Below are 13326 nucleotides of genomic sequence, written 5' to 3' on the forward strand. Positions count from 1 at the left end.
GGGATGCGAAACGGGGTAATTTTGTACATTTATGGTTGGTTTTTGTACATATGTTAAGATTCAATCATAAAATACAAGAATAATTCAGAACTAAGATATAGATGTTTTCTGTTTTCTGTAATCGGACGGAACCATACTGTAATGCTTTTTAAAGCAGGTACTAAAATATTTAGAGTCATTAAAGCCGCAAAGCATAGAAATCTCGGCAATGGTATATTCAGATTTTTCCAGCAATTGCTTGCTACGTTTAAGTCGCATATCCAGAATAAACTCTTTGATGGTCATATGTGTAATTTCATTAATCTTCCGGTATAGTAGAGTACGACTTATACCCATGTCCGAAACAAACATCTCAACATCGTAATCCGGATTCTGAATATTTCTCTCTACAGAAGTAACCGCCTTGTTTATCAGCTCTTCATCTATAGACGTTATTGTAATATTTGAAGGTTCGGGTATATACTTTTTACTATACAACTCCCTCATCTTATTCCGGGAGTCTATTAGATTATTTATTTGTAGTTTCATATAATCTGTATCAAATTGCTTTTCAATAAATACATCAGCCCCTTTCTTTAATGCCTTTATCTTTTGGTCGGCCCCACCGAAACCAGACATAACAATAATTGGAATGTGACTGGTTTTAATATCTCCTCTCAACGTATCGCACACATCATATCCATCCGCCCCGGGCATCATTATATCTGTAAGGATAATTTGCAAACTTATTTTTTTTGCCAATTCAATGCCTTCCAATCCATTCTTTGCCGTATAAACACGGAAACTACCCGACAATTGAATTTTAAGGTAATTCCTTAAATCATCATCATCTTCAATAATTATCAATTTGTTAATATTACGGCTGTCTTTTTTGTCATATCCAACCTCCTCCTTATTTACATCCAGATGAATTACTTCCATTTTGGCATACTCATAAGAAAGCCCTGTAGTCTTACACTTGTCCGTTGCCAGTGGATCAAAGAGAGCCTGCTTTAAAGGCAATGTTAAACGAAAGCACACCTCTCCTGTTCTTGAAAGCAGCGAGATTGTTCCACCCAATAGGTTTACTAACTCTTTAACGATAGACAAGCCCAGTCCAGAACTGAATTCCGCCAGTTGCTTTTGTGATGAAGAACGGGAAAAAGGTTTAAAAAGACGATCTGCCTGATCGGGGCTAATCTCTGTACCGGTATTAATCAGTTCGAACGAAACACAAAACATCTCCGAATCAGATGTTTTTATGTCGGATAGATGGGCTAATTCATCAGCTGTTGATTTATAGATTCTAAAACTAATAGATTCACCTTCGGGCGTATATTTAATCGCATTGGAAAAAAGGTTCGAGAATATCTTTTCAATCAGCTCATGGTCGAACGAAACCAATAGCTCGTCGCTGAATGAATCGATCTGCGTAATAATATACTTTCCTTCGGCGAGAGGTATAAACATATTAAACAGTTCTGATACGTATAGAATCAAATCACCCGAAGACGGACAAGGCCTGATAGTATTGCTTTCAATTTCCCTGAACTGTAACAGCTGATTAACCAGACGCTGAATTCGTATTACGTTCTTTGTTATCAATTTAGTATAATTCATGGCCGGATGATCCGGGCCCAGGGTTTGCTCCAATCGCTTCAATGGATCAATAATCAAGGTAAGCGGAGTTTTCAGTTCGTGCGAAATATTGGTAAAAAAGTTTACACGCAGATCAATAAGATCGCGGATACGTTTCTTTTCAAGCTTTTCCATTTCCAACTTATGCCTAAAATTCTTTTTATTGGACAAGTACATAAACACCAGATAGATAATTCCGGCAACAATACAGCCATACACCAAATACGCCCATGCAGAAAGCCAGGGAGGAGGATTTATTTTAAAGTAGAGAGAGGTCACTCTTCCATCGCTCTCCTCATCATGGACCATCACTTTAGTCTCGAACCTATACGACCCCGGAGGGAGATTGGTATAACGTATACTATTTTTACTCAAAGGCAATAACAACCATTCCTCAGAAGCCCCTACCAAACGGCATGCAAGTTGCTCCTTATCAGATTTTACATAACTATCCGTCGAAAACTGAATCTCAATGTTAGATTGCTTATGGGAAAGATTTATCCACTTGTTCGCTTCTTTTCTGTTTCCGATAACGGATATATCTTCGGTTAGAGGAGAATTTGTATTTCCCGGTATCACTCGCGAGTTATTTATAAAGAACCCAGTAAAAAAAACATTATTCTTCTTTTTTGTCTTCCTGATTGTCTGCGGATCAAACAGAATAAACCCATTAGTTCCACCAAAAAGCAATTCACCTTTACTTGTCTTGAAGCTTGCACGGGGATAGAACGAGCCGCATAAGTCTGTCTCGGCGCAATGAATCTTCCGAAATTTATCTAAAGACTTATTGTAAAACCAGATTCCATCGTTTGTGCTAAACCAGATATTCTCGCGAGCATCATCCTCCTGAATGGCAAAAACAGTATGCGCGTTAAAGCCTTTCCGGTTTAGGAAGTTTTTATATATACCATCCCGCGATAAAAGATTTACGCCTCCACCCATTGTTCCAATCCACATGTTAGAATCGGAATCAACTGTAAAACAGATCAGCTGGTTTACAGAATAGTTTGAATCATTGATCAGGTGAAGACCCAAAACTTGGTGGGTGCACACATCCATAACGTAAGCTCCCCGATGAGTAAACATCCAGAGACGATTTTTTACATCCCTGTATACTGATTCTACTTCCGGCAAAATAATATCTTTCCCATCTTGTTTTGGAATAATCCGGCTTATCCGATTTGTTTTCAAATTTTTATAAAACAATCCGTCTGTTGTAGCATTCAGCCAAATTCCCGAATCGGCCTCCATTGCGAAATTGTATATACTCAGGTATCGCTCCGATCGGGATGGATGATATAATTTAAAGTCTTCAAATTTTTTTGTTTCTGTGTTGTATTCACTTATACCTCCATTAAAAGACGAAATCAATATTTTTCTCTTTTTTGAATCAAACAACAGGGACTTGATTAGATTATAGTTTATGCCGTTGGATAACGACTGTGTATAATATGAAAATTCATTGCTTCTGCGATTCCAGCAATTTACTCCACCACCTTCTGTCCCAATCCAAATATTCCCAGACTTATCTTCTTCAAAGCAACTTACTATGGGACTGTTTAATCCACCTTTAGAAAAAGATTTGTATACAACCCGATTATCATCAAAAGACATATAAGCCAGCTTTCCTCCGAACGTTCCAATCCATACCCCTCCATCCGGATCGGCGTAAATAGACCAAATAGAATTATGAGGCAGCGAATATCTATCGGCAGGATTTGCAAGCAAAGTTGCCATTTCGTCCGTCTTAAGATCCAGTAGAAAAAGACCTAATTGAGTCCCCACCCATAGAATACCTTTAGAATCCACGTATAATTTTTTCGCATTTATAGATTGATTTTCCTTATATTGGAAAGGATACGATCGGGTAATCTGTCCGCGCTCGTCCGCTCTGAATAAACCTTCGTTTTCAGTAAGAATAAAATACTCCTTATTGTATTCTACAAGCTGACGGATATATCCCTTCCGCTCTCCGAGGTCGATAAACAGTTCTGGTTTGGAGATAAGACTTTTCAGTTTGTATATCTTGCCATTGCGAGTAGTTAAAAACATATCTCCATCTAGGTTACGAAGCTCTGCAGAAACAAAGGACGAATGCAATTTATAACGTTGTGATTTAAATCCCTTTTTGAAAGAGAAAGTTTCAATAAAATCTCCTTTTTTGATCCACAAAACCTTGTTAGAATCTTGGACTAAAGAAGTAATCGCTCCCTCTGAAATCTTTTTGAACTCCAGCGAAGCATAATCAAAAAGGAATAAGCCATGATTCGTGGAAACGAATAACCTCTTATCACTATCCACCCACAAATCACCGAACGCCCACGACAGTTCGGGAGAATGAGATGAAATCCGGTCGTCCATCTGGTAAAATGCATTTCCGTCGTACATAAATAGCGTACGCTGTCCACTATACCAGATGCGGCCAATACTATCTTTAGCAATACTCTGAATTCCGTGGTAATAAGGTGAAACAGGAATCGTATGAAAACGATAGCCGGAAACGTCTATTGCCAAGGCCATAGGGATTATAATAAAAGTAAAAAGGAGGACAAAAAGTGTCTTTCCATTGTAATTTAAAGGTTTCAAAACAGTATTCGAATAGGTGGTTCAATCAATTTTAGTATTCTTAATAAGCAAATGTATAACTTTTATTTCATGTTTCGTATTCACCTTCCTATATTTAGGTAAATTTTCCAACGATTAACTCTGCTTTTGGCTACACAAAGAGAATAAATGACCAAATTTTGACAGACGTTCTAATTGCACCATAAATTAAATTTTTAATGTGTCAGATTTTTTTTGAAATTTAAGCAACATTCTCCAAAATGTCATTAAGAATACAAGCCACATTCCCTCTCACAAATTTATTCCAGCTTTTCGGGCTTGGGAGTGTTGGAGGGGGCGTTTGATGTTGTAGTGTTTGCCGTCTTTGATGAAGTTGGCGCCGGTTTGTTTGAACCAGAAGGATACTTTTTCTTTCTCGCAGACGCTGCGGAGTTCCATTACCCAGTCGAAGTTGCAGGGGCGGGCTTCGTTGCCGGATTCGCCGCCTGCTACTACTTGTTCCACCCATTGGCCTATGTTGTAGGGTGCAAGATCGATGCGCTCCAGTAAGGGTTCGCAAATGATGATTTTGTGCCGGATGGGAGCGGAGCGGTAGATGGGTAGCCGGTAGTCGGCACGGGATTGATTTTCTACGGTGCAGCAGATGGTAACGTGCTCGTATCCCTCGCCCCAGTCGGCCGGCAGGCATTGAGTCAGCCGGTCTATCCGCTTGGTAATCATCAGGAACTGGAGGTCGCTCCGTTGGCGTATCATCGCCCAGGCATCGGGGCGCCAAGGATCAGCATCTTCCACAAAGAAATCGGACGTAAAGCAGGTGTAGACCAGTGTGCCGGAGGGGATTTTGTACTCTCCGTTGCGTTTTCGTTTGATGGGCACATCAAAACTTTTCGTCTGCGTAATCACCGAGCTGTCTATGTTTCGCCGGGCATCCCCACGGTATACGTAGCAATGGCGGCAACCCTCACTCAGCTTGTGGCAGCCGTGCCACGGATTCCAAAGGGCCGATTTCTTTTCGACGGCATTTACTTCCATAGCACTTGTTTTACAGAATCTTTATCATTTCAAACTGCTTTCCCTTCTGCTGGATATTCCGTGCTTTCAGGAAATCGGTAATATTCGTACAGGTTGTATCCGTATTGATCACCTTTACGGCGCTATGCTTGTTCCGTTTCAACGCTTCCCTTAGTAGCGCAGTTGCAATACCCTTACGCCTATGCATAGGCTCAACAGCCAACTGGGTAACATCGCCGGATGCAGGTTCGAAAATACAATACCCTGCGAGTCTATTGTCCAGGTAAGTTCCTAAGCATATGAATTTATCCATGGCCCTTTCTACAGATTCAAAACTGTTCTGCCAGGAAGGATGGAAATCTGCCATTTCGGAAGCAGATTTACATGCTGCAACATCCACCTCTTTTATTGAATATGGAACATCCGGCTGCTCTTTTCCTGTGAGAATCATTTCGTTGGGCTGACCGAAATAGTTAAACTCCCGGCTCACCTCGAACCCCAGGTTACGGTATACAGACACCGCTTTTGTGTTATGCTGCAATACTTCAAGCAGATAGTGCCGGATGCCCGCTGCGCGCAGGAAGGGGATTGAATACTCAAATATCTTTGTGGCCAATCCTTGTCCGCGGTAGTCGGGGAGTGTCCCTGTTCCCGTATCGTAAGCCGTTGCAATGCCGAGAAACGTGCCAATTCCATTCAGCGTAAAAGCAACCAGCTCGTCTCCATCGAACGCCCCAAAGGAAAGCTCAGGAAGATAACCGCGTCTTGTAAGCATGGCCTGTAACTGAGCATCATTCAGTTGAAGTTCGTAATCGGCAAATGCTTTTCCAAATGCCCTGCAGATTGTACCGAAGTCGGTTTCTTTGAGCGATTTTATTTCCATTTCGGGTTCCATTCAGTTCGTGATCCGTCCTCGGTAGAATAGTTGCCCAACGAATTTTCTTTGGATTGAATAACCATGTAAATCATCGGTTCGTCCGAAGAATTCCTCATGCCTCTTGATGGAGCAGGAGCCACGCAGACAACCGAGCCTTCGCATACAGGGAAGCAATCATCATCAATCTGGAAATCGCCGGAGCCCCTAAGGATGATATAGGTCTCCTCGTTATCTCTGTGGCGGTGGAAGTAAGGAATCTCTGTATGAGGCGGCAGCGTATTAAAGGAAATCTCTGTTCCGGTAGCTCCGGTAACATCCTTCAGAAACAACTTTCCGAAGATCTCCGTGTTCAGTTTCGGGTGTATCAGGGAGTATTCGCCAACACTATCCAATGGCCCCATATTGATGGCCGTATAACCTTCGCCTTTTGTAATTTGCTCTACATTTTTCATTGCGTTGTTATTTCGTTACTAGTTTCTTGTTATAATCGTTAAACCAGGCACTTTACCATGCCGAATCGAGAATGTGCAAATATAATCACCATCTAACCGATTTTGTCAGAAATAAAGTAATTTATTTTAGTTTTACCTTCCGATATCCAATCTCTGGAATAGCTATCGGAAGATGTTTTTTTGTTTGTTATTTTCCTCTTCTCTCATTTTTTGAAGAGCGATTAATTTCTCTAAATCAATCTCAATTGGGGGTATGTCGCAACCCTTTACGTGGTGCTCGGGGTAGTAGTTTTCTACCATGACACCCAGTTTGGGCTTCTTGGCTTTGGGGGCTGTATCAGCGGCTTTATCGCCTCCGTTGGCCTGCTTGTATTGGGCGCTTTTCTTACCCACAATGCAATCGTAAGCTACCAGACTGATACGTGATCCGCCCCTTAATCGGTCAACACGGATGATGTTTTCGCTCGTAAACTCTGCCATGATGCGGTTCCATTGCCTGCGTTCGGTTTTAAAAAAGGCTGCTAGTTCTTTCTGATTCACAATCAGCTCTCCCCTGAAGCATGTGTAGATCCGCCCGTCCAGCACAACATCGCCTTTGGCAAAATAAGCCTTTTGGTAAAAGTAGCTGAGGATATCTGCTCTGAGGGCTGTCTTTTTACAGCTGCTCTGCTGGTTATCCAATATCACCCGGGGGATGATGCAGTATCCGCTTTTCAGTAAGTTTTCTAACGCAAAAAATTTATTCATCGTATCGATTTTTAAGGTAATTAATAATGTTATAATTAAATATCCTATCCTAATGTCGTCTACTTCCCTGTATTGATGGGGGGTTTGACTTCGAAATGTCCTATCCTATGTCCTAAGCTTCTTAAATATATAATGCATATTCAAGATAGTTTTAAAAAAAACCGGAATTCAAAGACTTTCCATTACTGATAAATGCTTCAGACAATCGCTATTGTCTTTCCGGATTTGTTTTGCCCTCCGGCCGGGCTTTTGTTAAATCGCTTCCGCAAGCGGAGGAGATTTGTTTCGTGCAATGTTTGAAATTGCTTTCGACTGCAATGATACGACATGTTTTTGGAAGGTCAAGTTATACTTTTTTGACGGTTTTATTAACCTTTAAATCATTGGTTGTGTTCTCTAATCTTCTTTATTACAGACTGATACGCATTTATTACGGTGTGTTTGTCAATGAAAATATACTCATTTTGTATAATTTGCAGATTAAAATTTTTATTTAGCAGCTTGCAGATACACTTCAGAATATGCCTTTTGGAAGTGAATTTTATGATTCGTGCCATGCTAAGCCCGTAAATAATAAAAAAACACTCTCTGGCCAGCAACCTGTTTTTCTCATCACGATTTTTGCGGCAACTATGCTCATTCAGTTCGAGCATAAAATTCTCGTAATGGTAATTCTTGTCCCACTCCTTGTGCATGGTATGCAACCTGGGCAGGAAATAGTTTTTGAATTTGTTTTTAAAAACCATCTGCTCCTTGTTGTTAAAATAGGCGGGATCGTTTATGTATCCCATTATTTCGAGGATGATAGAGAGCGCATATTCATCCTTCCTTACATTGGCTAAAAACAGGTCGAAGTTGTAAGGATTGGTTCCGCAATAGGTCTCGATCAACTCTTTAAATCGAGACCTTTTCTTCTTTAATTCGTTCATGATTTGATCTAGATAATAAGTTTGTAAAAGCATATTTTATAAGTTTATTTTCAAAAAAAAGCACAAGGTTTCCCTGCCTTGAAATCAATTGATTTTAAGACTCAGATAAGTTTATTTGAGTGTTGAAATAAGCTTATCTTGAAGTTCAAATAAGCTTATTTAGGACAGAGTGGAAGCCTTGGTTTTTTCAGGGTTCTCCCAGTACGGAAACGATGTGTTGCACCATTTTGGGGGTTAACCGTTTGTGTCCTTTTTCCCATCCTTCCTGTTGGAGGAGGTGGAGGAGTTTGGGATTGCCGGTAATCCAGCGTTTAAGTTGTTTGGAGGCCGAGGCCATGTTTATATCGGGCGAAAACAGGGAAGATAGTTCCCCGAAACCATAACTTTTAATAGTGAACACTTTCATTTAAGGTTAAAAAATAAGATTAATAATATTTTATATCTTTTATCAAAGATACATTTATAAGTTGGTATTTGCAACTTTTAGGGACGTAAATATCTATAATTAGGTATGCTGTAAAGCATATGATAAGCGGACATATCTGTACTTATCTGTACTTAAGTGGACATAGGTGGACATAGGTGGACACAAGTGGATTTGAGATTTCGGGGGGTGGTATATTTGTACTGTTGATCAGCAAAGCATTTATTTACAAACAATTAAAAACGATTAAACGATGGCTTTACAATTTACCGTTGTACGACGGAAGGATATGAGAAAGAATGCGGCGGCAGACAGTAAACTATTTTACGGTCAGACCAAGGCCCCTCCTGGAGGTTTTGTACTTCCGGGTAGCCGGTACAAGCTACCTGTATAAGTTGCTGAGTTAAGCTGTAAATTGGTCGGGATATATTTGCACACATTATAATGTTCGCGCAGATAGTTTAATAAATGGATTATCCTAATTAGCAGGACTGCTATGCAACATTGTATAATTAGTTGCGAATGGGTGGGTAATCATTATCTTTGCACCAAGGTTATTAAACGTTTTTATTATTAATTGTTTCAAGATTAATTAATTGTAATAAGGAAAGTCCGGCCCGTGAGAGTCGGACTTTCTTGTTATCCTAAGTTATTTAAGCATCCACTCCATTAGTTCCTTCATAAAAGTGGCGTCGTCTTTTCCTTTCCAGACAACCTTCATGCCGTTGGGGAAGGTTGCTTCTACGCCACCCATCATCAGACCTGTCATCGTTTCGCCAAAAGCGGCTATTTTCCCGTTGCTATCCAGCTTTACATAGGCGCCGTGAACCGGAGCTGCGTCGCTGTTCATCCGGCTGATGGGTGTTCCGCCTGTTATAGACCGGCTTCCGCTGTATGATAATTCGTACTCGTTTTGAATTACTTCAGATTTGACAGTTGTTGCCCCTGCATTGGGTTTAGGTGGCAGGTCCATTCCGAATTCCATCCCGAAAGGCACAACAATGTCGTTACCCCCAAAGGCTTTCATATCGACCCGGTGCTCTTCGTCCATGAAAAGGATCAACCTTCCTCCGTTCTGTACATAGTTTACAATGTCTTTCCTTTCTACTGAGGTAAGATCTCTTTTGGTTGTCACCCTCTCTCTGTTTAGTGGCGAAAGAATTACAAGCAGGTCTGCCTCGCTTAACAATGCTTCGTTTAGTTCTTTGTCTTTATTGATAATCAGGTTGGCGCCCATCTGCTTCTCTACAATATCCTTATACAAATTAAATATATTGGGATTAACGTAGGTGTAGATTGTATCCACATCGTGAGAAACGTCGATAATTACATTCTTTTTCTGTGCGCTGATACTGATTGTGCATGTTGCCATCAGTATGATAAATAGTATTTTCTTCATCTTCTAGATTTTTTATTTTTTGTATAAATTAGTAGCAACGGCAGTAAGATTTTCTTCGCCGGCTATGTCTGGATAGGTCATCTGCATTGCAAGTACAAACTCGTCGCTGGTTTGTATCTGCAACCTGGTTTCCTTTACTTTCTTCAGGTATTCTATCTGGAAGTTTACAGCCTCTGCCGAAGCTGTAGCACCGCCATGCCCGCCGATGAAAGTGGTGGCTCCGCTTGCTTTGGCATGTTCCAATCCCGCCAATTGAGCGTCTACGGCTTCAAGACTGGTAATCTGGAGTGCACTCATGTGCATATTGGCCACCGGGGTGAAATGGGTATAATATACTTTCCCCCCGATAAGGATGCTGGCAGCGGGGAAGTCTGACGATGCCCCCGGTGAGAATTTGAATTCGACACCCGCCCAGTTTTCTTTTGCATCTTTGCCTACGGTGACCGAAGGGGTAAATTGACTTATGTCCATCTTGTTGCCGAAGGTTGTGGCAAAATTAGCCATCATGCCGCTGTAAACGTCTCCTTTTACAAATTGGGGCATTCCTTCAATCATAACGAATTTGGAGTTGTCGAATGCGCTGAATCCTGCTGCATGATAGTTGGCTATTACTTTCTCGACAGGTTTATTGAGTTTGCCCAGGTATTCGCCCAGTTCTTTGATGTTGTCGTGGAATGCTGCGGGCTCTAATACAACTACAGACTTATTGCCTTCGATGATGTAACTCATATCGCCCAAGGGGTCGGCTGTGATGTAGGAGTGGAGTTTGAAACTACCGAACTCTTTTACTTCAAACTTGCCTTGTGCGCTTGCCGTAAGTGTTGCACAGAGGACTAATGCAATTGAACCTAATTTTTTCATGACCTGTTATTTATTGTTACACAATGTAGTTCCGTTCTCATAGAGTTTTTAATTTGTTTTAATCCGATTCAAACTTACTTTATCCGATTGCTGTATGCAAACGGGTTTCTAACTCACCTATAGGGTTAGTATTGTTGATTATCAATGTGTTGTGAAATTAGATTTAAGTTTTTTTATGAAATTATCTGAAGGAGTATAATAATTTGTTTGGTTTGTTACTCTCTTTTGGATATAATAGATATTTTTGTTGCAAATTCATAAAAATATGAGAGAAGTAGATTTACGGTATCCAACATGTCCGATAAGGAATGTGCTGGCACGAATAAGCGACAAATGGTCTTTAATCGTTTTATGGAATCTGGGATTGAACGAGAAAATGCGCTACAAGGAATTGATGCTGTCAATTCCGGATATTTCGCATAAGATGCTTACCAATACCTTAAAGCATCTGGAGGAGGATCACCTTGTGAAGCGTGAAGCGTATGCCGAGATTCCCCCGCGTGTGGAATATTCGCTTACAAAAACAGGAAAGAGTCTGATTCCGACCATCGAACAGATGATTGACTGGGCGCAGACTAATTTTGAAGAAGTGGTAAAGTAGGAGTCCTTTATCGTTAAAAGTCTGTGCCGGCTTAATTTAACTACTTAAGAAGACTTGTACGCCTAATAAATTGTAGAAAAATATTATAAATTTGGTTAATTTATAACGCTCGAATATAATTACTCGTTATTTTTGTGGTATGCGAACCTGCTTTATTAGCGATTCCCTTAAATGTATATGACCTATGAAGTTTAGAAATTGTTTGTTTTATTCCTTGTTGGCTGTGCTGTTTGTAAGTTTTACGGCTTGTGAGAAGGAAAATGAGATGGAGAAGCTTACGGCCGAGATTCCGGTTGCTGTAAAACGAGATTTTAATGCAAAGTATCCTTTGGCAACGATCACCTCTTTTCATGCCTATTCGGATAGTCTTAATGAAATTGAGTTTGTAAATGACCAGCAGAATAAAGCTACTGTTTGGTACGATAAGAATGTGTGGAAGTTTACCTATACCAAGGTTGACGACCTGAAACAGCTTCCGCTTAAGGTGCAAGACTCTTTCAGGAATTCTCCCTATGCAAATGCCACTGTGCTGGATATTTACAAAGCCGAACGGAGGGGTATTAAACAGCCCCTTTACACGCTACACTTTAAATATGCCATCAAAAAGACGCCCAATGTGGAACATTACGTATTTATTAGTGAAGACGGACTGTTTATAAAGACCTTTACCTGGCAACTGAATGATCCGAGTTGGTTTGTAAGGTTGCCCCAGGATCATTTTAATTACATTGCACGGAAGTACAGCGGTGCCGAAATAAGGGGGTATGTAAATAACGGGGGCTACAATGAATACTTTATCCTGCATGAGGGTAAGGTGAAGTTTGTAACTTTTAGAGGAGAGAAGGAATCTGATAATGGATTCTGGTACGAAACCCGGTACGAGCTGGGTAAGGATGCGGTTGTTCCGGAAAATGTGATTGCTTACCTGCATAAAACTCATCCCGAATTTACCTATACCCACGTGTATTACATTGAGTCGCCCGATGGTAATTCGTATCATTTGCAGGATAAAAATCACGATCAACAACTGGGTTACATTATAGGCGAAGGGATCTGACGGGTTTTTTAGTCAGCATTCTCTTTAGATTTGAATATAAGATATTGGTGCATCGGCAGATAGCTTGTTTTGTAATGAACCATTGCTAAATATGCGCAATTGTATTAGTTATTTTTTTACTTGAACTTTTAACTTTTAGTGTTAAAGAAGTGTAACCATTTAGTGCGAGAGTCCTTTTAAATAGATAGATTTTACAAGAATATGTTATAAAACATATAAAAAGGGGTTGTAATAAAAATAATCCGCTTTACCTTTGCGGTATACTAAATAGTGTTCACTAAATCCTGTTCGTGAGAATCGGGTTTAATTTTTTTGGATATCATAAAAATTGATTTTTTAAAGCCTGCCTTTTTTAAGGTGGGCTTTTTTTGTAACGTTATATAATATTATAACTTTTGGTTATACATCATTAAAAAAAACAATTAGTTTTGCAGTAGGTTATGTTTTACCTTTACGCCTTTCTTGCAAGGAAACATTGTAAAACAATCTCTATAAATATCTATTTATGAATAACAACGAACTAAAAGAGAGGCTTGAACTGCTTGAAAAAGCGGGGATGGACAGACGCCATTTTCTGAAGCTGATGGGGATGACCGGCATGCTTACTGTGGCAGGTACCTCGCAAATAAAAGCATTTTCGAGCAACGCAAAAGGTAAAATAGTGATTATCGGAGGGGGAGCAGCCGGATTAAGTATGGCTGCACGTTTGATGAACTGGCTGGATGAGCCGGATGTAACCTTGATCGATCCTAGCGAACTACAATATTATCAGCCTGGTTTTACACT

General features: G+C 40.3%; 13 protein-coding genes. 4 read left to right on the forward strand and 9 right to left on the reverse strand.

The window, feature by feature from the left end; all coding sequences use genetic code 11:
- Nucleotides 1-90 precede the first annotated feature (90 nt).
- The 7 genes from AB7E53_RS04870 to AB7E53_RS04900 form a co-directional block, all read right to left on the reverse strand.
- Nucleotides 91-4137: a two-component regulator propeller domain-containing protein gene (locus AB7E53_RS04870; RefSeq protein WP_446774488.1), complete on the reverse strand. Its 4047-nt coding sequence runs from the start codon at nt 4135-4137 to the stop codon at nt 91-93.
- A 336-nt stretch (nt 4138-4473) separates the two neighbouring features.
- Nucleotides 4474-5214, reverse strand: a complete 741-nt coding sequence (locus tag AB7E53_RS04875) for a DUF5131 family protein (RefSeq protein WP_421467407.1) — start codon at nt 5212-5214, stop codon at nt 4474-4476.
- Nucleotides 5215-5224: 10 nt separating this feature from the next.
- The gene (locus AB7E53_RS04880) at nt 5225-6076 is read right to left on the reverse strand and encodes a GNAT family N-acetyltransferase (RefSeq protein WP_446774490.1); all 852 of its coding nucleotides are present in this window, start codon (nt 6074-6076) and stop codon (nt 5225-5227) included.
- Complete coding sequence (locus AB7E53_RS04885; RefSeq protein WP_446774492.1) at nt 6067-6522, reverse strand: cupin domain-containing protein; 456 nt, start codon at nt 6520-6522, stop codon at nt 6067-6069. The genes AB7E53_RS04880 and AB7E53_RS04885 overlap by 10 nt, the downstream gene beginning before the upstream one ends.
- A 162-nt stretch (nt 6523-6684) precedes the next feature.
- Nucleotides 6685-7269: a hypothetical protein gene (locus AB7E53_RS04890; RefSeq protein ID WP_446774494.1), complete on the reverse strand. Its 585-nt coding sequence runs from the start codon at nt 7267-7269 to the stop codon at nt 6685-6687.
- Nucleotides 7270-7649: 380 nt separating this feature from the next.
- Nucleotides 7650-8198, reverse strand: coding sequence for a hypothetical protein (locus tag AB7E53_RS04895; RefSeq protein ID WP_446774496.1), 549 nt, complete (start codon nt 8196-8198; stop codon nt 7650-7652).
- Between the two features lie 187 nt (nt 8199-8385).
- Nucleotides 8386-8604 carry a DUF4248 domain-containing protein gene (locus AB7E53_RS04900; protein WP_068178820.1) on the reverse strand — a complete coding sequence of 73 codons (219 nt, stop codon included), beginning with the start codon at nt 8602-8604 and terminating at the stop codon, nt 8386-8388.
- A 271-nt stretch (nt 8605-8875) separates the two neighbouring features.
- Here AB7E53_RS04900 and AB7E53_RS04905 point away from each other — a divergent pair, with 271 nt between their 5' ends.
- Nucleotides 8876-9016, forward strand: coding sequence for a hypothetical protein (locus AB7E53_RS04905; protein WP_176134089.1), 141 nt, complete (start codon nt 8876-8878; stop codon nt 9014-9016).
- 255 nt (nt 9017-9271) lie between these two features.
- On the opposite strand, the gene AB7E53_RS04910 is transcribed toward AB7E53_RS04905, so the two are convergent.
- Nucleotides 9272-10021, reverse strand: coding sequence for a hypothetical protein (locus tag AB7E53_RS04910; protein ID WP_446774497.1), 750 nt, complete (start codon nt 10019-10021; stop codon nt 9272-9274).
- Nucleotides 10022-10033: 12 nt separating this feature from the next.
- On the reverse strand, nt 10034-10882 hold the full coding sequence (locus tag AB7E53_RS04915) for a hypothetical protein (RefSeq protein WP_446774499.1): 849 nt from the start codon (nt 10880-10882) through the stop codon (nt 10034-10036).
- Between the two features lie 265 nt (nt 10883-11147).
- On the opposite strand from AB7E53_RS04915, the gene AB7E53_RS04920 reads away from it, so the two are divergent.
- The 3 genes from AB7E53_RS04920 to AB7E53_RS04930 form a co-directional block, all read left to right on the forward strand.
- Complete coding sequence (locus AB7E53_RS04920) at nt 11148-11483, forward strand: winged helix-turn-helix transcriptional regulator (protein ID WP_079684519.1); 336 nt, start codon at nt 11148-11150, stop codon at nt 11481-11483.
- 184 nt (nt 11484-11667) lie between these two features.
- Complete coding sequence (locus tag AB7E53_RS04925; RefSeq protein ID WP_446774501.1) at nt 11668-12540, forward strand: hypothetical protein; 873 nt, start codon at nt 11668-11670, stop codon at nt 12538-12540.
- 505 nt (nt 12541-13045) lie between these two features.
- Nucleotides 13046-13326, forward strand: a 281-nt coding sequence (locus AB7E53_RS04930) for a lycopene cyclase family protein (protein WP_446774502.1), incomplete at its 3' end; no start/stop codon positions are given.

The sequence above is a fragment of the Macellibacteroides sp. genome, assembly GCF_050251695.1.
Lineage (GTDB): Bacteria > Bacteroidota > Bacteroidia > Bacteroidales > Tannerellaceae > Macellibacteroides > Macellibacteroides fermentans.